The sequence below is a fragment of the Flavimaribacter sediminis genome (genome assembly GCF_019492055.1).
GTDB lineage: Bacteria > Pseudomonadota > Alphaproteobacteria > Rhizobiales > Rhizobiaceae > Flavimaribacter > Flavimaribacter sediminis.
Genome location: NZ_JAICBX010000005.1, coordinates 48,851 through 66,381, shown reverse-complemented (window position 1 = coordinate 66,381; position 17,531 = coordinate 48,851). Strand labels below are relative to the sequence as shown.

The window sequence follows — 17,531 nt, the reverse complement described above, 5'->3', positions numbered from 1 at the left end:
GCGATTGTTCCGTGGTCGCCGCACGTCAATTTAGCAGCCGGCATCGTTCTTTCAGGCAGGCTTCCAGCGCGCTTCGCATTTTCTGGCCGTACGCGCCATCGACCGGCCCGTCAAAATAGCCCATCTCGATTAGTGAGGTCTGCAGCCTCTTCACCAAAGCCGGTTTATGTTCCTCAATTATAAAAGCATCCAGTTCCGGTAGAGCCTCCTGCCATTGACCCAACACGCTGAGGACAAGCGCCCGGATGTTGCGGGCGTGTCCATACCCTGGACGGAGTTCCAGCGCCTTGTCTGCGTTCTGGAGCGCCAATTCGTCGTGGCCCAAGGCATACAACGCCCAGGCGCGACCGACATAGGGGAAGTAGTAGTCCGGATCGATATCGATCGCCTGGTCGTAGTCCATTACCGCCCGATCATACTGATCCTGATACCAGTATACGTTGCCTCGATTGTAGTAGGCTTTGGCGAATTCCGGATCGATTTCCAGCGCCAGGTCGTAGTAGGCGATGGCTTTTTCGTAATTGTGACGGGTCTTCTCCACCAGGCCAAGGTCGATATAGGGATGCTTGTAATTCGGATCGAGTTCGAGGGCGTGATTTAGGTCCTCCACTGCCTGGTCGAGGTTCCCGAGCCTGCGGTTTACATTCCCGCGATAATAGTAGGTCGTCGCCAGCCGCTCGCCGGAGACCTTGCCTGCTTCAAGGACTTTGGTGCAACCGGCGAGACTGAGCTTCAGGTCGCGTTCCTTTGCGCAGTCGTCCCAATCGCTGGCCTGTGCGGAGGCGAATGCTGAGACAAATGCGAACATGCCAAAGGCAATAAAAACAATACGCATTCAGCTGATCCTTGTCCTTGCGTTGCCTGGCATACTGAACATGCGTTGACGGAGTCTTGGCACTCTGCGCGTCCGATCCATCGGCCTACCGTTGTGCGTCGCGCAGTCCCGACCAAAGCAAGCTTGCGCCCATCGCGCCGAACGCCGCGGCGAACACGCCCTCGAACCAGCGGGAAAAGCGGGCGTAACCGCGCATCGCCAATCCGGTGGAAAACAGGTACGCGTAGGCGCCGTAAATCACCAGACCCGACAGGGCGCCCAGAGGACCGAAAGCGAGAACCTGAAGCGGGCCCAACGCCTGTCCGAAAAGGAACGAGGCCACTGCGGCCCACATCAGCGCCGCCTTGGGATTTGTCAGCACGACGAGAACGCCGCGCCGCCAGGCCGCAGCATTGCCCAGCGGGCGCTCATCCGGTTTTATCTTCGCATTCCCGCCGCCCCGGATGATCGCGCGCGCAGCCTCGAGACCGAGATAGAGCAGGTAGCCGCCCCCGGCCAGCTTCAGGATCAGCAGCGATGCGGGAAAGGCCTCGATGAGCGCGCCGAGGCCGAGTGCGGTCGCCAACGACCAGACAAGCATTCCCGAAGCGACGCCGGCGACGACGAAGAGCGCCGGCCGCCGACCCTGCGCAAGGCCGATGGACGCGACCGCGGCGAGATTAGGTCCCGGAGAAATCTGGGCGGCAAGCACGCCGGCCCATGTCAGTGCGAAGATTGCAAGCATGAGGAAGCCTTTCCGATGACGCCGCTTCACATTCAGTAGGAGGATGCAATAATCAGACCGAAAACGCACGGCGTTGGCATGCAATGACGCGCGTTCGTCGTGAGAAGAGGATTGAGTCGAATGCGGTGGCGGAACCAGGAAGAAAGGTCTTTCAGGTAATCCGCCAACTGCAGCGAGTTGGAAAAACTCCGACATCTGACTGACAAGTTACTTTCCCAAACCGTGTTGTAGCCCTTCGCATCTGTCCACACCATGTCGCAGTTCGAGGCTTGATAACGCCTCTTCGCGGTGATATTGATCCATTAATCAATTTTGGAACAGTGTTCAAAAAATGAAAAATTCAGGCAACAAAGTGCTTATGCCGATCGGTGACGCTTCGGAAACAGTCGATACGCTTTATCCTTATTATCGGCTGCAGGAAGCCGGTTTCGAGCCGGTTGTGGCCGCGCCTGAAAAACGTGTCTACCAGCTTGTCATGCACGAGGTGCGCCCGGGCTGGACGATCACGCGCGAGTGGGAAGGCTATCAGCTCGCCGCAGACGTCGCGTTCACAGACGTCGATCCGGAAGATTTCGCAGGCGTGTTCTTCTCCGGCGGTCGCGCGCCGGAGTATATTCGCGACGACGAAGATCTCATTCGCGCTACGCAGCATTTCTTCGACGCCGACAAGCCGATCGCCAGCGTCTGCCACGGGGTCGAGATCCCGGCGCGCGCCGACCGGGTCCGCGGACGCCGCATGGCGACGGTCGCCAAGTGCCAGTTCGACCTGGAGGTCTGCGGCGGCATCTATGTGAACGCGCCCTGTGTCATCGACGGGAATCTTGTTTCGGGACGAACATTCCACGATCACGGCCACTATGTCGGCCCGTGGATCCGGCTGCTAGAGGAGTGGCAGGCGGGAAAAAGCCAGGCGGCCGCATCCGCGGCGGGCTGACACTGACAATCATCAAAGGGAGGAAACCATGATAAGCAGAATGATTATGGCCGCGCTAGCACTGACAGTGTCTGCCGGCGTCGCAATGGCCGACTGGAAGCCGGAAAAGCCGGTCACCGTCATCGTGCCTTATCCGCCCGGTGGCGTCACCGATCTCGCAGTTCGCGCGGTGGCGGCGGACCTCGAGCCGGTCCTCGGTCAGAAAGTTGTTGTTGTCAACCAGCCCGGCGCCAATGGGTCCGTCGGAACTCAGGCGGTGCTCGATGCGCCGAAGGACGGATACACCTGGCTTTCCGGCGGGGTGCGCGACATAGGCACCTACAAGATCATGGGGATGATAGACACGACCTTCGACGACTGGCATCCGTTCATCATCGCCTCCATGTCGTCGGTGCTCTCCGTAAATCCCGATACCGGCATCGGTTCTGTCGAGGATTTCATCGCCCGGGTGAAGTCCGACGGCGACAAGCTGCTGATCGCGACGGCGGGACCGAATTCGTCTGGTGGTCAGGGACTGGCCGCGATTGCGACGGCCGCCGATATCGATCCCAAGCAGATCGTCTATGATGGCGGCAATCCGGCGATTCTCGCCACCGTCTCCGGAGAGGCGCAGGCCACCACCCAGCTCGCGCTGGAACAGGCGGAAATGATCCGCGCCGGCCGGCTGACGCCGCTGGCCGCCATCGGCACGACCGAGATCAAGCTCGGCGATTTGTCCATTCCGCCGATCACCGCACAGCTGCCGAACCTGCCGCCCGCGGAAAACTTCGTAGGAATCTACTTGCCCGACGGCGTGCCGCAGGAGGTGCTGGACATGCTGGAATCCGTGTGGACGGAAACCTTGTCCGGATCGGATGCACTGCAGCAGTTATGCACTTCCCGCGGATGCGGGGTAAAGCCGGTTGCCGGAGACGAGGCGATGAAATCGGCCGATCCGGCCATCGCCGCCGCGGCCTGGGGGTTGTATGATCGCGGCGATGCGAAGATGTCCCCCGAAGAACTGGGCATTACACGGCCCTGAACCGGAAGCGGGATCGTGAGCGAACTCAATGGTCGGCGGCTTCATGCCGCCGATCTCGCAACCGGATCGATACTGATCGTTCTTGGCGCCGGGATGCTTGCCGCATCGCTGGCCATGCCCACTTATGCAGATCGTGGAACCGTTCTGACGGCGCCCGCGATCTTTCCCGGCTTCATTGCCGTCGTCCTGCTTTTGCTGGGGGCCCTGCTGGCCCTTCGAACCGTGCGACGTCCCGCACCAGCCTCGTCAGCGGACGGACTGGCGTGGCGACCGATGCTGACCGGCCTCGGACTGATGACGGTTACTATCGCCCTGATCGGACACATCGATTTCCGTCTTCTTCTCGCGGGGTTTTGCGTGGCCTTTGCCGCTCTCTTCGTTTCGTGGCGCGGCCCGCGTGAGGAGATCGTCCGTCGCGCCGCGGCATTTGCCCTCGTCATTCTCGTCGTCGCGGTGCTCGTTCCGATGACGTTCCAGCATGTTTTCCTGATCCGGCTGCCATGATCGACGCCTTTCTCGAACTCGCCAGCGCAACGACGCTTTTCAACGTACTCTGGGCGACGCTCGGCGGCATCGTCATCGGTGCACTGCCCGGCCTCACCGCGACGATGGGCCTGGCGCTGATGACGTCGCTCACCTATGCGATGGTCGGCCAGCAGGCGATTCTCGTGCTGATCTGCCTCTATATCGGCTCGATCTACGGAGGTAGCCGCAGCGCCATCCTTCTCAACATTCCGGGCACGCCCGCCAATGCGGCCACCGCACTGGACGGCCATCCGATGGCGAGAAACGGCATGGGGCACCGCGCGCTGGGGCTTGCCACCCTGGCATCGCTCACCGGAGGCCTGATCGGCGGCGTCGCGCTTGCGCTTATCGCGCCGCTGCTCGCCGAACTGGCGCTCGGCTTCGGCTCGACCGAATACTTCCTGCTCGGGATCGTCGGGATCATCGTCGCAGGCCGGATGACGGCCGCCGACGATCCCCTGAAAGGCTGGATCGCAGGCTTCCTCGGCCTCGCCATCGCGACGGTTGGTCAGGAGACGATGCACGCCTATCCCCGCTTTTCCTATGGCAGTCTGGATCTCGCCGCTGGCATTGCGCTGATTCCGGCCATGGTCGGCGCCTTCGGGATTTCGGAGCTGCTTATGTCGCTGGGTTCGGGCAAGGCGCGCATGGTCGACGCGCCCATGCAGGCGACACCGCTCCTGTCGAATTTCCGGGACATGATCCGCCGCAAGGTCACGGTTATCCGCTCGTGTATCATCGGCATCGCCATCGGCGTGATTCCGGGCGTCGGCGAGGATGTCGCCGCCTGGATTTCCTACGGCGCCGCGCGGCGCGCCTCGAAAACGCCCGATGAATTCACGAAGGGGTCGGATGACGGGCTGATCGCCGCCGAAACCGCCAACAGCGCCGCGCTGCCCTCGGCCATCATTCCGGCGCTGACGCTCGCCGTCCCGGGTTCCGCCCCGGCCGCCGTTCTGCTTGCGGCCATGTTCATACACAATGTCCGGCCCGGCCCGATGATAATGATCGAGAACCCGGATTTCGTCGCCGCGGTGTGCTGGATGGTCATCTTCGGCACCATCGCAATGGCCGTCATGGGGCTCGCCCTGTCGCGGCCGCTGCTGCTGGTGCTGAAGGTCCCGCGGGAGTTTCTCACCCCCGTGATCTTCTGTCTTTGCCTGCTGGGGCCCTATGCCCTGACGCAACGTGTCTTCGATATCTATGTCGTGCTTGCTTTCGGTCTGCTCGGCCTCGCCATGCGATTGATGCGATATCCCATGGCGCCGCTCATTCTCGGCATCATCCTCGGCGGCATGGTCGACCAGAATCTGCGCCGCATGCTACAGTTGATCGATCGGGACCCAACGCAGGTCTTCACCCGACCGATAGCGCTCGTGCTGGTCGCGGTCTGCCTGGCCGCGATCTTCGCCGGCGTTCGCCGACGTCCCCGGAATTCACAAGTGAAACGACAGCAGGCCAGGAAGCAGTAATGTCCGTACAACTCCAGAGAGCGATCGATATTCTGGAACTGATCGAGGAGGCGGAAAGGCCGGTGGGCCTGGCTGAAATCGCCCGCCAGCTCGACATGCCCAAATCGGCGGCGCACCGCCTGCTGCAAGTGTGGGTAAAGCGCGGCTATATCGAGCAGGAGGAGGACGTTCAGCGCTATAGCGCCACGCTCAAGCTCGCCATTCTCGGCTTCGCCCATCTCAACGCCACCGGCATACGGGACATCTGCCATCCGGACATGCGGCTTCTCGCCAAGGAGACGGGCGAGCTCGTTCGCCTCGCCGTGGTGGTGGGCGGCGACAGCATGGCCTGGGTCGCAGAGGCGCAGGGCGCGCGCGATGGCCTGCGCTACGACGGCAATCTCGGCCGGCAGGCGGTGCTGCACGCGACCGCCGCCGGCAAGGCCTGGCTTGCGACGCTCACCGACGAGGAAGCTGCGCGGGTGGTTCTTGCGCAAGGTTTCCCAGACGCTGGCGACATGGGCCCCAATGCCCTGCGCACCATGCGGGCGTTGCAGGACGAGCTGGAGTCGATACGCTCGCGCGGCTATTCGACCGCGATGGAAGAGGCGTCCATCGGCGTCAACGCCGTCGCCGCCGCGATTTTCGAGGGCGTGGCGTCCGACAAGGTCGTCGGCTCGGTAATCGTCGTTGGTCCGAGCGCCCGCATGACGCCGGCCCGCATCGCAGAGATCGCGCCTCGCGTCATGACCGCGGCGAAACGCCTGTCGTCACTTTGGCCAATCAAGATTCATCTCGACACCGATGTGCCGGATCAGGGGGCGGCATGACTCCGGGACAGGGCGTCCTCGCCATCTGGAACGGCATGGAGGAAGGTCACGACGCGGAATTCATCCGATGGCATGTGCACGAGCATATTCCCGAGCGGTTGACGGTTCCGGGTTTCCTGCGCGCGCGGCGCTATGCGGCGGTGGACGGTCAACCGACGTATTTCAATTTCTACGAGACTGAAACGCCGGACATCCTTTTCTCCGAAACCTATCTATCCCGGCTGAACGACCCGACGGAATGGACGCGCCGGGTCGTGCCCCATTTCACGAACTTCTCGCGGACGCCCTGCCAGGTCGTTGCGAGCACAGGCCATGGCGCCGCAGGCTTCGTGATTGCTTTGCGGCTCGATTGCGACGCTGACCTTGCAGCGCCGGTCGCCACGGCGCTCATCCGGTCGAAGAACCTGTCGGCCGTACACCTTTTGGAACGCTGCGGCGAAGCGGTGCTCGAAACGGCTGAATCAGCCATGCGCGGCAAGAAGGACGAGACCTCGCGCGCAATCCTTTTGGCCGAGGGGCCAATGGCCGAGCCGTTGAAGGCGGCCGTGGACGCGATCCTGGCATCGCCGGAATGCGATACGCCGCCAGTGACGGCGTCAGGCCTTTACCGGCTGGATTTCATAATGGAGAGCTCAGTGTATGAAGCCCATCTGAATTGAATCGGAAATTCAACTTTTGCCGCTATCTGAAGATCAGAGATCCCGCTCCCACATCTGACCGACAAGGTCCTTGCCGAAACTGTGATGCGGTTCTTCTTCGAATAAAGTGAAACCCGCCGCCTCGTAGATGCGCCGGGCGGATACGAGGATATCGTTGGTCCAGAGCACCATGCGGCTGTATCCTCGCGCCTTTGCGAAGCGGATGCACTCGTCCACGAGACGCCGGCCGAGACCCATGCCGCGCGCCGATTCCTCGACGTAAAGCATGCGCAGCTTCGCGATCTCGTCATCTTCGCGCGTCACGAAGACGGAGCCAATGATCTCGCCCTCGCTTTCGGCGATCCAGCAGCGATCCCGGGCGGGATCGAATTTGGTGATGAATTTCGAGACGATCTCTCCAAGCAATGCCTCGAAGGTCCAGTCCCAGCCATATTCGGTTGCATAGAGCCGGGTCTGACGATGGATGATGGCGCCAAAGTCGCCGGGCTCCGGATCGCGAAGCGTGACGATGCGGTCCGGTCCGTTCGTACCGAGCAGCCGCTCGATCCGGTGCATGGACCCGACCAGCTGGCGCTGTTCGCTCGGGTGGAGCCTGCCGAGCAGTGCAGTGACCTCCGCCGCCGATGCCGCATTCAGTTTCGCAAAGGTGGCCCGACCCTTTTCCGTCAGTTCCAGATCCAGCCGTTTCGCATTGTCCCGGGAGGGAAGGCGGGTGATGAGCCCCCTTTTTTCAAGCCCGACAATAAGCCGGCTGAGATAGCCCGCATCGAGGACGAGGTCGCGGCCGAGATCGGCGGCAGAGACGCGGCCGCCGGCCGGCGCATTGGCGACCTCGTAGAGGATCCGCATCTGCGGCAACGAAAATTCGGAGGAGAGTAGCCGATCGTTCAGCGCGCCCACGAGGCGTGTGTGAAAGCGGTTTGAATCTCCGTACGGCGGCTACGTTTTCCGCGGGGACTTCAAATTCGGGCATAATTTTGCCAATAACAAATATATATTGCTTTAGGCAAATTAACCGACGCGACACATCAACACAAGTCGGCTGGCCAGGAATGAAAGCGCGTTCAGTCTGGATCCGTGTCGTCCACACCGCCGATTGCGAGTGCTGACTTTGCTGCTTTCAGCGTTTCCAGAAAGCGCTTCGATCTGATGATGTTGCGCTCCACTTCCTCGATTTTTCCCTGAAGAAATGCCTCGCCATCGAAATCGTGGATGGAGGCGGCATCAAGCTGCGCCATGAACCTGCGAAGCTCGGAAATGGTGAAACCGGCCGCCTGTGCCTCCGCGATCATTTCCAGCGTCGGCAACAGGTCTTCCGGATAGTCGCGGTAATTGTTCGACGGTTCGTCACCGGGATCCGACCGGATCAGCCCGTTCTTCTCATAAAAGCGGATCGAGTCACGGCTGAGGCCCGTTCGTTTCGCCAGTTCGCCAATACGCATTCTGTTCCTCGAATCAAAACCATTGACTATAGACAACGGTTTTGCGATGGTTTCAAGAGCCCCGAGCGGTATGGAGAGACCCATGAGCGGTAAATGCCAGAGTTGTGGAATGCCCCTCAACAAGGACCCGAAGGGCGGCGGCTCCGAAGCCGACGGCTCCCGCAGCGGCCGGTACTGCTCGCTTTGCTACGAGAACGGCCGGTTTGTGCATCCGGACTTTACGGTTTCCGAGATGCAGGAACACTGCGTGGTTCAGCTCCAGAAGAAAGGTATGCCGCGTATCATGGCCTGGCTCTTTACCCGCGGTATTCCGAGACTCGAACGATGGCAGCACTGAAGCCGCAGACCGGTCCCGATATCGAACACCGGCTCGCCTGCAGCCAGGGACGGCGGGACGAGGGCCCCAATGTGGAGCTCGCCGAGGAACTGGCAGAAGCCGACGATGCAGGCGGCGTCAAGGCGGTGGCCGAATGCCTCACCTTCGGATCGTCTGCCATACAGTCCGACGCGGTCAAGGTTCTCTACGAGATCGGCGCGCGCAAGCCGCATCTGATCGTGCAGCACATGGCCATTCTGATGGAGCGGCTCCAGAGCAACAATAACCGGATCGTCTGGGGCAGCCTGACGGCCCTTGCCTGTGTGGCCGAAGTGGCGCCGCACAAAATTGCCGGTCAACATCTGAACGTTATCCTCGACGCCGCCGACCGCGGCAGCGTCATCGCCAAAGATCAGGCCATGAATATCTTGATCGCCCTGATGCTGGAGCGGCTCGAGACGGCGGCCGTCAACCAGTTGCCCCTGTATGCCGAAAGGATCTTTCCGGTCCTGGACAAGTCGGAGTACCGGGCTTTCCGGGATGTCCTGATGCGTCGTCTCGACGATCACATGGCGCAAAGCAAGCGCAAGCGGATCGAAAAGATCATCCGCAAGCTCGAGCGCTGATCATCGTTTCGACCCGGGCTCCTTTTCGATGCGCCCGATCCGGCCATTGATCGGCCAGCGGACCGTACGAACCATTTCGGCCGCGCCCCAGAGATCCGCCAGCTCTTTCGCAAACACGTCGATGGCCGCTTCGGCGCCCGCCTTTCTTGCAGCCTTCGCCGCCGACCATGTCGAAACATAGCCGAGCAACTCTCCGAGCGTCCATTGGCGCTCGATCGCGATGTCGGGCAGGGCGAGTTCGGGGAAGGGGAAGGGCATCGCCGCATAGCCGTCCTCGACATGGCGGCGCGCCGCCGGCCAGTATTCGAAGATTTCCGTCCAGTAGAAATCGTGAAAGCGCTGTCCGATGTCGCCATCCAGTTCCGGCACCCCGTAGGAAACAAGCGCGATGACGGCGCCCGGACACGCGACCCGCTGCGTCTCGGCGTAGAAGGCGTCGAGATCGAACCAGTGCGCCGCTTGCGCGGCGACGACAAGATCGGCGCTGTCATCGGCAAGGCCGATGGCCTCGGCGCTCTCCTGTCGGTACTCTACCTTCGGATCCTGAAACGCGTTCTCGATCTGCTCCGCGCTTGGATCGGTGGCCGTGACCGTATCGAAGCGGGTGGCGAGAAGACAGGAGAACTGACCGTTGCCGCAGCCGACGTCGAGGGCGTGGCGGGTCGATCCGCACAGATCCGCCAAGGCGTCCGCGAGCGACTGCGGATAGGTGGGGCGGAAACGGGCGTAGTCCGATCCGCCTTTCTCGAAGGGGTTGTTCCAGGCGTTGCGGCTGCTCATTGTGTCATCCTCCGCCGACCGCCTCCGTCGTCATGACGGAGGCTGCAGCCGGTGGATGCTTTCTACGCCCGGCGGCCGCCCCGCAGCAAGATGTAGATCGCCGGGATCACCAAAACGGTCAACGCCGTCGACGAAGCGAGCCCGAAGAGCAGCGAGATGGCCAGACCCTGGAAGATCGGGTCCGTCAGGATGACGGCGGCGCCGATCATTGCGGCGAGCGCCGTCAGCAGGATCGGCTTGAAGCGAATGCCGCCGGCTTCCAGGAGCACGTCGATCAGTTCGCGATCCGGTGTCCGCGTGTGCTTGACGAAGTCGACGAGCAGGATCGAGTTGCGAACAATGATGCCGGCAAGCGCAATGAAGCCGATCATCGACGTCGCCGTGAACGGAGCATGGAACAGCCAGTGGCCGAGCATGATGCCGATGAAGGTCAGCGGGATCGGCGTCAGGATGACCAGCGGCACCTTGAACGAGCCGAATTGGGCGACGACGAGGATATAAATGCCGACCAGGGCGATCATGAAGGCAGCGCCCATGTCGCGGAAGGTGACCCAGGTCACTTCCCACTCGCCGTCCCACAGCAGAACCGGCTGGCTCTCGTCTTCCGGCTGGCCATTGAGCTTGATCGTCGGCTTCGGCAGGTCGCCCCAGTCGATCTCGTCGAGCGCATTGGCGACGGCGATCATGCCGTAGACAGGCGCCTCGAACTCGCCTGCAAGCTCACCCATGACCATCTCTGTGGAGCGCATGTTGTGGCGGAAGATCGGGTAGCTCGACTTCTCTTCGCGAATGGTGACGACGTCGCCCAGCTCCACGATGCTGCGGTTGCCCGGCAGAAGGTTGGCGGCGACCGGCGTTGAAAGCGCCCGTTCGTCGACGACCCTGTCGCTCTTGGACGGCGCGACGGTGATGGCGATCGGATGCCGGCCATCGCCGCGGTGGGAATAACCCACGGTCTGCCCGCCGAACCAGGCGGAGATCGTCTCGAAAACATCGCTGTGTTCAACGCCGAAGAACTCCAGATTGTCCTCATCGATGAGCATGCGGATCCGCGGCGACTGCACGCCGAAAGAATCGTCGACGTCCACGACATAAGGCACTTTCAGGAAGGCTTCGCGGATTTTCTCCGCAACGGCGCGGCGGGTTTCGCCGTCCGGGCCGTAGACTTCGGCCAGCAGCGTCGCCAGGACAGGCGGGCCGGGCGGCGGCTCGACGACCTTGATGGCCGTTCCTTCCGGGACATCAAGACCGGCGAGGCGCTCGCGAATGTCGAGCGCGATCTGGTGACTGGTGCGGTCGCGGTGCTCGCGCGTGACCAGATTGACCTGTACGTCGCCCTGATTGGGCATGCTGCGCAGATAGTAGTGCCGCACCAGACCATTGAAGTTGAACGGGGCGGAGGTCCCGGCATAGGTTTGGAAAGAGGTGACTTCCTCGATGTCGGCGAGCCGCTGGCTGACGGTCTCGAGCACACGGTTGGTCTCCTCGACCGACGTGCCTTCCGGCATGTCGACGACGACCTGCAATTCGGTCTTGTTGTCGAACGGCAGCAGCTTGACCGTGACGTGCTGCGTATAGAAGGCTGCGAGCGAGCCCAGCGTCGCAATCCCGACCAGCATCAGGAAGACGAAGGAGCGGAACCGGGTTTTCAGGATCGGCCGGGCGACGGCGATATAGACCCGGCCAAGCGCGCCGATCGTCTCGTGATGCCCGTCGCCATGGGCGGAGGCCTTGGCCGCGATGCGCATCATCAGCCACGGCGTCAGCATGACGGCCACGAAGAAGGAGAAGATCATCGCCGCGGACGCCACCGCCGGTATCGGGCTCATATAAGGACCCATCAGGCCGGAGACGAACAACATCGGCAGCAGCGCGGCGACGACAGTGAGCGTCGCCACGATGGTCGGGTTGCCGACCTCGGCGACCGCCTCGATCGCTGCGCGGACGCGCGGACGGTCATCATTCATCGCCCAGTGCCGGGCGATGTTCTCGATGACGACGATGGCGTCGTCGACGAGGATGCCGATCGAGAAAATCAGGGCGAAGAGGCTGACGCGGTTCAGCGTGTAACCCATGATCCAGGCCGCGAACAGGGTGAGCAGAATGGTCGTGGGTATGACGATGGCGACGACAATCGCCGCCCGCCAGCCAATGGCGAACGCGACCAGAAGGACGATCGAGATGGTCGCCAGCCCGAGGTGGAACAGCAGTTCGTTGGCTTTTTCGTTCGCCGATTCCCCGTAGTTGCGCGTCACCGTCATTTCGACGCTTTCGGGCACAAGCTCGGCCTCGATCGCTTCAAGCCGGTGCAGGATTTTTTCGGCGATCACCACGGCGTTGGAGCCTGGCCGCTTGGCGATGGCGATGGTGACTGCGGGCACGCGCGACAGCGTATCGCCGTCGCGGGCGATGTGAGACACGTAGGTCTCGTTTGGCGAGGTGATCAGGTCGATATTGGCGAGATCGCGGACATAGACGGGCCTGCCGTCGCGCGCCGTAACCAGCAGATTGCCGATTTGAACGCCGCCCTGCAGGGTCTGGCCGGCGACCAGCCCGACCTGTTCCTGGCCCTCGCGCACCTGTCCGACCTGAAGCGACCGGTTGGCGCCGGTCAGCTTGCCAGCCAACTGCTGTAGCGTGACGCCGAAAAGAGACAGTTTTTCCGGGTCCGGTTCGATGCGCAGCTCTTCCGGTTGGTCGCCGACGACATAGGTGAAGCCGACATCTTCCAGCTTTGTGATCTCGACCAGCACTTCGCGGGCAAGCCGCGTCAGGTCATTGGCGGTCCAGACGCCGGGCGCTTCGGGATCGGGAGCCAATGTGACGGTGACGATCGCAACGTCATCGATCCCGCGGCCGACGATCAGGGGCTCGGGAATGCCGGTCGGTATGCGGTCGTAATTGGCGCGGACCTTGTCATGCACCCTCAGGATCGCGGCGTCGGAACTGGTTCCCACCTCGAAGCGGGCGGTCACCATGACCTGGTCGTCATTGGTCTGGGAATAGAGGTGTTCGACGCCGTCGATGGATTTGAGGATGGTCTCCAGCGGCTCCGTCACCAGCTTGACGGCGTCGTCGGCCTTCAGGCCGTTGGCCTGGACATGGACGTCCACCATGGGCACGGAAATCTGCGGCTCTTCCTCGCGCGGCAGCGTCATCAGCGCGATCAGACCGACCGCGAAGGAAGCCAGCAGCAAAAGCGGCGTCAACGGAGAGGTGATGAAGGCCTGAGTCAGGCGGCCTGCGATACCGAGATTCATGGTGCGACCACCGTATCGCCGGCGCGCAGACCGGTCAGAATTTCAATGAAATCCTCGCCGTCGATCGTGAAGGATTCACCGGGAATAACCGTGACTTCGGTTTCCTCGTCGCCCTTGAGAACCGTGACGTAATCCATGCCGTGGCGGGTCATCAGGGCCGGGCGCGGCACCAACAAAGTCTCGCGGGAGCCGATCGGAATGGTGACGAGGGTTCGTTCCCCGACGAAGAAATCGCCGAGATTGTCGACTTCGACATCGGCCGTGACGCGGCCGTCGGAAATCTCCGGATAAACCTTCGCCACATGGCCGGTGGTCAGCTTTTCGCCGTCGTCCGAAGGCGTGAGCCCGCGAGCGCCGACGGTCACCTCGTCGCCCTGTTTGATGCCGGCGGCGTGGCGTTCGGGAAGCGACAGGCGCAGAAAATAGCCGCCGCCTGCGATACGGGCGATGGTTTCGCCGGCCAGAACGACGGAACCTTGCGAAACGGGCACGGACAGCACACGGCCGGAAGCCGGCGCCAGCACCGTGCCTTCCTTCGCCTGCTGGACGATCACCGACTTGTCGGCCTCGATGGCGTCCAGCTGGTTCTGGAGCACGTCGAAGGCGGTCTGCTGCTCGTCGAGGCGCGTCTTTGCGACCGTGCCGCGTTCGAAGAGCTTTCTCGCCCGTTCGACATTGGTTCTGGCGTTTTCGAGTTGCGCCTCGATGGCTGCTTGCCGGGAATTTATTGCGTCGAGCTGGAGCGCGATTTTCTCGTCGACCACATTGGCGATCTCGTCGCCGAACTGAACCGCGTCGCCTTCATCGATGAGGATTTCGACGACGGTTCCACCGATCCGCGCGCGCGCCGGAAGCGTGTCGCGGCTCTGGACCTGGCCAAAGACGGACTTCATGACCGGAACCGTGGTCGGCTCGATCACAAAATCGGCGGCAGAGGCGGAAGTCGCAAAAACGACGGCAATCGTCAGTGCCGTGAGTGGTCGTCTCATCGTTTCGTCCCTTTCAGGCTTCGGCGGCCCGTTATAGTTGCGGTCAGGAAAAGGCGTTGCCCGCTCTGACGCCGAGCTTTTTAAACACGATAGCAGCCGGGCAAAAGCCCGTGAAGGAAGACTGGATCATGTTCAGGCCAGCAAAGGCGGTAAGCAGAAACCACCCGGGCGAGACAAAGTAGCCAAGTGTGACGGATACGAGGATAACAACGCCTGCAAAGGCCATAACGGCGCGATCAATGTTCATTTTTCTTTCTCCTTTTTCAGGTCCGGGTCCGGACAGTGGATTTCCTTGAGGGTCGTGAGCAGGTACCGGAGGTTTGCATCCCCGATCGAGTAGTAGAGAACCTGACTTTCGCGCCGGTAGGTCACCAGACCTTCCTTGCGCAGCTTTGCCAGATGCTGGGACAGGGCGGATTGACTAAGGTCAACATATTCGGCCAGCGCGTGGACCGCGCATTCTCCCGAGGCCGCCAGCCGGCACAGGATCAGAAGCCGCTTCTGGTTCGACAGGAGCTTGAGCAGCCGGGCGACCTCGTGTGACCGCTCGATGAGCGGACCGATGTCGCCAAGCTTGCCGTCCGTGCCAGACGGGGCGTCTTCCTTTATCTGGCGGAGCTGTTTCAACCGGCGTCTTCCATGTGGATTTCCTTGAGCTTCTTGATGCCGAGCACATCGAGAGCGAGGTTTTCGTAGAACGTTTCGCTCTTGCCGCTACGGACCTTCCTCAGGAAGTATTTCTCGAAGCCGATCTTGGCGGCGTGAACCCAGCGGCCTTGGGAAGACCAGTTGACGTTGCGCGGCGGGAGTTGCGGCTGCGCGACGAAGGCGATGCCCTTGTCGCCAAAATCGGCCAGGCAGATCGCGTTCCAGGTGGCCACGGCGCGGGGCTCGTCGCCCTTGATGAGCGCGGAAACGTTTTCGGCGGTCGCAGTCACCATGGACTCTATCATGAACCCGGTTTTCGGCACGCCGACGGGCAACGGGGTCTCGCCGACGGGCGGGATCGCCACGCAGACGCCGATTGCAAAGACGTTCGGGTATTTTCCGTTGCGCTGGTGCTTGTCGATCGTGATGAAACCGCGCGGGTTCGTCAGGCCCTCGATGCCGGAGACGGCCGAGACGCCGCGAAAGGCCGGCAACATCATCGAGAACGAGAACGGCAGTTCATGGGCCTTTTTCAGGCTGCCGTCTTCGTTGACCTCCTCGACATGCATGACGCCTTCTTCAACCCTGTTGACGCGGGCGTTGGTGATCCACTTGATGTGCTGATCGCGAAGCGCGCTCTCAAGCAGCGACTTGGTGTCGCCGACGCCGTCGAGGCCGAGATGGCCAATATAGGGTTCCGGTGTGACGAAGGTCATTGGCACCTGGTCGCGCTTTTTCGCGCGCCTCAGGGCGGTGTCGACGATGAAGGCGAATTCGTACGCCGGACCGTAGCAGGAGGCGCCCTGGACAGCGCCGATGATGGCGGGACCGGGCTTCTCGACCAGCTTTTCAAAGGACTGCTTTGCATCCATTGCATGATCGATATGGCAGATGGATTCGGTGCAGGCCTGCGGCCCGAGCCCTTCGATTTCGTCGAAGGCGAGATCGGGACCGGTCGCGATGATCAGATAATCGTAATCCACCATCTCGCCGTCATTGAGCTCAACCCGGTTTTCTTCGGGATGGACCTTTTTCGCGCCCTGCGGCTTGAGGGCGATGTCGCGTCGGGAGAATACCGGCTCCAGCTCGACGGAAATGTCGTCCCGGTCGCGCCATCCAACCGCGACCCACGGGTTCGACGGAACGAAGGAATAGGTGGAGCCTTCGTTGATGACCGTGACGTTGGCCGTGCTCCCCACCTTTTCCTTCATCTCATAAGCCATGATTACGCCGCCGAGGCCGGCGCCAAGAACCACAATGTTTTTCATTTTCTCCTCCTTTTCGACGCGGCGAAGCGATCGAAATAATTAATTAGATTATACTAATTTAGCAATTACTAAAATAAATGCAAGGAGAAAGTGCAAAGGATGACTCCGGACGGTGCAACCGTGTTGGCGGCGGTTGGACGAGCGTTGCGATTTCGCGCACATGGCAGGCGCAACTTTCTCCTTGTCACCGCGCCGACCATGGGCAGACTGCAATGCAGCAACAGAAAGGACTGGTCTGTGGATTTTATCGCGCTGCCCAAGGCGGAAATACATATTCACCTGGAAGGATGTTTCGAGCCGGACGATATCGCCGCGCTGGCCGCGGAAGCGGGCGAAGAGCTGCCGCGTCCGCCCGGCGAGCTCTACGATGTGTCGTCGCTCAGCAATTTTCTCGCATTTCTGGACTGGACCTGCGGGCTTGTCCGCACCCGCGACCAACTGGCGCGGGCGGCCTACGCCTTCGCAAAGCGGCAGAGCGGCTCTGGCGTGCGATACAGCGACGTGATCGTCAATCCAACGCATTGGGAGCACTGGAAAAAGGATATTGCTGGCATGCTGGACGGACTGCACGCCGGGTTCAGCGAAGCCGAAGAGGATGGCTACCAACCATCCATGCTTTGCATCAGCCTTTTGCGCCAGCAGACGGCTGAGGAGGGCGTCGAACTGGCTGACCTGCTTGTTGAACTGAAGCATCCGCGGGTCGTGGCCTTGTCGATCGACGGGAACGAGACTGCGGCCGGGCGCACCGGGCCGCGATTTGCAGAAGCCTACAGGCGGGCGGCGAAAGGGGGCTTGCGCCGCACAGCGCACGCCGGCGAATCGAGCGGTCCGGACGGCGTGCGCGACGCCATCGAACTGCTTCAGACCGAACGCATCGACCATGGAGTGCGCGCCATCGAGGACGACGAAGTCATCAGCATGCTGATCGACAACGACATCGCGCTTGGCGTTACCCCGTCGTCGAACCTGACGCTCGGTCTTTATGAGGACTTTGCCGCCCATCCCTTCGAGAACCTCCGCAAGGCCGGCGTGACGGTGTCCGTCAACACGGACGACCCGGCTCCGCTGCGTCTCAGCCTCGAACAGGAATACGCCAACATGGCCGGCGCCAATGGCTGGGACGCGGAGACGGTCCGTGAACTCGCGCGCAACTCCGTGCGCGCCTCCTTCGCCGACGACAATCTGAAAGCTGACATCCTGAAAGACATAGACGCCTGGTAGAG

General features: G+C 61.7%; 19 protein-coding genes. 9 read left to right on the top strand and 10 right to left on the bottom strand.

The window, feature by feature from the left end; all coding sequences use genetic code 11:
* Positions 1–25 precede the first annotated feature (25 nt).
* A complete protein-coding gene (locus K1W69_RS22265; protein ID WP_220230670.1) occupies positions 26–835 on the bottom strand; it encodes a tetratricopeptide repeat protein in 810 nt (269 codons plus the stop codon).
* An 85-nt stretch (positions 836–920) separates the two neighbouring features.
* Positions 921–1,559, bottom strand: coding sequence for a LysE family translocator (locus K1W69_RS22260; RefSeq protein ID WP_220230669.1), 639 nt, complete (start codon positions 1,557–1,559; stop codon positions 921–923).
* A 358-nt stretch (positions 1,560–1,917) separates the two neighbouring features.
* On the opposite strand from K1W69_RS22260, the gene K1W69_RS22255 reads away from it, so the two are divergent.
* From K1W69_RS22255 to K1W69_RS22230, 6 genes are read left to right on the top strand one after another with little or no spacing between them, the layout of a single operon-like run.
* A complete protein-coding gene (locus K1W69_RS22255; protein ID WP_258571320.1) occupies positions 1,918–2,493 on the top strand; it encodes a DJ-1/PfpI family protein in 576 nt (191 codons plus the stop codon).
* Between the two features lie 28 nt (positions 2,494–2,521).
* Positions 2,522–3,514: a Bug family tripartite tricarboxylate transporter substrate binding protein gene (locus tag K1W69_RS22250; RefSeq protein WP_220230667.1), complete on the top strand. Its 993-nt coding sequence runs from the start codon at positions 2,522–2,524 to the stop codon at positions 3,512–3,514.
* A 15-nt stretch (positions 3,515–3,529) separates the two neighbouring features.
* On the top strand, positions 3,530–4,018 hold the full coding sequence (locus K1W69_RS22245) for a tripartite tricarboxylate transporter TctB family protein (protein WP_220230666.1): 489 nt from the start codon (positions 3,530–3,532) through the stop codon (positions 4,016–4,018).
* The gene (locus K1W69_RS22240; protein WP_220230665.1) at positions 4,015–5,511 is read left to right on the top strand and encodes a tripartite tricarboxylate transporter permease; all 1,497 of its coding nucleotides are present in this window, start codon (positions 4,015–4,017) and stop codon (positions 5,509–5,511) included. Before K1W69_RS22245 ends, K1W69_RS22240 begins: the two co-directional genes overlap by 4 nt.
* Positions 5,511–6,320: an IclR family transcriptional regulator gene (locus tag K1W69_RS22235; protein ID WP_220230664.1), complete on the top strand. Its 810-nt coding sequence runs from the start codon at positions 5,511–5,513 to the stop codon at positions 6,318–6,320. Before K1W69_RS22240 ends, K1W69_RS22235 begins: the two co-directional genes overlap by 1 nt.
* Positions 6,317–6,979: a DUF4286 family protein gene (locus tag K1W69_RS22230; protein WP_220230663.1), complete on the top strand. Its 663-nt coding sequence runs from the start codon at positions 6,317–6,319 to the stop codon at positions 6,977–6,979. Before K1W69_RS22235 ends, K1W69_RS22230 begins: the two co-directional genes overlap by 4 nt.
* A 33-nt stretch (positions 6,980–7,012) precedes the next feature.
* On the opposite strand, the gene K1W69_RS22225 is transcribed toward K1W69_RS22230, so the two are convergent.
* Together K1W69_RS22225 and K1W69_RS22220 are read right to left on the bottom strand one after the other, a co-directional pair.
* Positions 7,013–7,828 (bottom strand): bifunctional helix-turn-helix transcriptional regulator/GNAT family N-acetyltransferase, encoded by an 816-nt coding sequence (locus tag K1W69_RS22225; RefSeq protein WP_258571318.1) that lies wholly within the window; start codon positions 7,826–7,828, stop codon positions 7,013–7,015.
* Positions 7,829–8,043: 215 nt separating this feature from the next.
* Positions 8,044–8,421, bottom strand: coding sequence for a MerR family transcriptional regulator (locus tag K1W69_RS22220; RefSeq protein ID WP_220230662.1), 378 nt, complete (start codon positions 8,419–8,421; stop codon positions 8,044–8,046).
* A gap of 82 nt (positions 8,422–8,503) precedes the next feature.
* Here K1W69_RS22220 and K1W69_RS22215 point away from each other — a divergent pair, with 82 nt between their 5' ends.
* Complete coding sequence (locus K1W69_RS22215) at positions 8,504–8,758, top strand: zinc ribbon domain-containing protein (protein ID WP_258571288.1); 255 nt, start codon at positions 8,504–8,506, stop codon at positions 8,756–8,758.
* Positions 8,746–9,363, top strand: a complete 618-nt coding sequence (locus tag K1W69_RS22210) for a hypothetical protein (protein WP_220230661.1) — start codon at positions 8,746–8,748, stop codon at positions 9,361–9,363. The genes K1W69_RS22215 and K1W69_RS22210 overlap by 13 nt, the downstream gene beginning before the upstream one ends.
* Here the strand turns inward: K1W69_RS22210 and K1W69_RS22205 are convergent, their stop codons facing one another.
* The 6 genes from K1W69_RS22205 to K1W69_RS22180 all read right to left on the bottom strand — a co-directional run bounded on the left by K1W69_RS22205 (position 9,364) and on the right by K1W69_RS22180 (position 16,308).
* Complete coding sequence (locus K1W69_RS22205; protein ID WP_220230660.1) at positions 9,364–10,143, bottom strand: class I SAM-dependent methyltransferase; 780 nt, start codon at positions 10,141–10,143, stop codon at positions 9,364–9,366. It lies immediately after the preceding gene.
* A gap of 62 nt (positions 10,144–10,205) precedes the next feature.
* Entirely contained in the window at positions 10,206–13,403 is a 3,198-nt protein-coding gene (locus tag K1W69_RS22200; RefSeq protein ID WP_220230659.1) for an efflux RND transporter permease subunit, read from the bottom strand.
* Positions 13,400–14,392 (bottom strand): efflux RND transporter periplasmic adaptor subunit, encoded by a 993-nt coding sequence (locus K1W69_RS22195; RefSeq protein ID WP_220230658.1) that lies wholly within the window; start codon positions 14,390–14,392, stop codon positions 13,400–13,402. The genes K1W69_RS22200 and K1W69_RS22195 overlap by 4 nt, the downstream gene beginning before the upstream one ends.
* Positions 14,393–14,435: 43 nt before the next feature.
* Positions 14,436–14,639, bottom strand: a complete 204-nt coding sequence (locus K1W69_RS22190) for a YgaP family membrane protein (RefSeq protein ID WP_220230657.1) — start codon at positions 14,637–14,639, stop codon at positions 14,436–14,438.
* Positions 14,636–14,956, bottom strand: coding sequence for an ArsR/SmtB family transcription factor (locus K1W69_RS22185; protein WP_370688305.1), 321 nt, complete (start codon positions 14,954–14,956; stop codon positions 14,636–14,638). The genes K1W69_RS22190 and K1W69_RS22185 overlap by 4 nt, the downstream gene beginning before the upstream one ends.
* Positions 14,957–15,015: 59 nt before the next feature.
* Positions 15,016–16,308, bottom strand: coding sequence for an NAD(P)/FAD-dependent oxidoreductase (locus K1W69_RS22180; RefSeq protein ID WP_220230656.1), 1,293 nt, complete (start codon positions 16,306–16,308; stop codon positions 15,016–15,018).
* 99 nt (positions 16,309–16,407) lie between these two features.
* Here K1W69_RS22180 and add point away from each other — a divergent pair, with 99 nt between their 5' ends.
* Positions 16,408–17,529: an adenosine deaminase gene (add, locus tag K1W69_RS22175; RefSeq protein WP_258571286.1), complete on the top strand. Its 1,122-nt coding sequence runs from the start codon at positions 16,408–16,410 to the stop codon at positions 17,527–17,529.
* The last annotated feature ends 2 nt before the right edge of the window (positions 17,530–17,531 follow it).

Excerpts from the sequence above, each read along its gene's own strand:
- K1W69_RS22265 (WP_220230670.1), bottom strand. The coding sequence starts at position 835 with ATGCGTATTGTTTTTATTGCCTTTGGCATGTTCGCATTTGTCTCAGCA.
- K1W69_RS22260 (WP_220230669.1), bottom strand. The coding sequence starts at position 1,559 with ATGCTTGCAATCTTCGCACTGACATGGGCCGGCGTGCTTGCCGCCCAG.
- K1W69_RS22255 (WP_258571320.1), top strand. The coding sequence starts at position 1,918 with ATGCCGATCGGTGACGCTTCGGAAACAGTCGATACGCTTTATCCTTAT.
- K1W69_RS22250 (WP_220230667.1), top strand. The coding sequence starts at position 2,522 with ATGATAAGCAGAATGATTATGGCCGCGCTAGCACTGACAGTGTCTGCC.
- K1W69_RS22240 (WP_220230665.1), top strand. The coding sequence starts at position 4,015 with ATGATCGACGCCTTTCTCGAACTCGCCAGCGCAACGACGCTTTTCAAC.
- K1W69_RS22235 (WP_220230664.1), top strand. The coding sequence starts at position 5,511 with ATGTCCGTACAACTCCAGAGAGCGATCGATATTCTGGAACTGATCGAG.
- K1W69_RS22230 (WP_220230663.1), top strand. The coding sequence starts at position 6,317 with ATGACTCCGGGACAGGGCGTCCTCGCCATCTGGAACGGCATGGAGGAA.
- K1W69_RS22225 (WP_258571318.1), bottom strand. The coding sequence starts at position 7,828 with ATGCGGATCCTCTACGAGGTCGCCAATGCGCCGGCCGGCGGCCGCGTC.
- K1W69_RS22220 (WP_220230662.1), bottom strand. The coding sequence starts at position 8,421 with ATGCGTATTGGCGAACTGGCGAAACGAACGGGCCTCAGCCGTGACTCG.
- K1W69_RS22215 (WP_258571288.1), top strand. The coding sequence starts at position 8,504 with ATGAGCGGTAAATGCCAGAGTTGTGGAATGCCCCTCAACAAGGACCCG.
- K1W69_RS22210 (WP_220230661.1), top strand. The coding sequence starts at position 8,746 with ATGGCAGCACTGAAGCCGCAGACCGGTCCCGATATCGAACACCGGCTC.
- K1W69_RS22205 (WP_220230660.1), bottom strand. The coding sequence starts at position 10,143 with ATGAGCAGCCGCAACGCCTGGAACAACCCCTTCGAGAAAGGCGGATCG.
- K1W69_RS22200 (WP_220230659.1), bottom strand. The coding sequence starts at position 13,403 with ATGAATCTCGGTATCGCAGGCCGCCTGACTCAGGCCTTCATCACCTCT.
- K1W69_RS22195 (WP_220230658.1), bottom strand. The coding sequence starts at position 14,392 with ATGAGACGACCACTCACGGCACTGACGATTGCCGTCGTTTTTGCGACT.
- K1W69_RS22190 (WP_220230657.1), bottom strand. The coding sequence starts at position 14,639 with ATGAACATTGATCGCGCCGTTATGGCCTTTGCAGGCGTTGTTATCCTC.
- K1W69_RS22180 (WP_220230656.1), bottom strand. The coding sequence starts at position 16,308 with ATGAAAAACATTGTGGTTCTTGGCGCCGGCCTCGGCGGCGTAATCATG.
- add (WP_258571286.1), top strand. The coding sequence starts at position 16,408 with ATGACTCCGGACGGTGCAACCGTGTTGGCGGCGGTTGGACGAGCGTTG.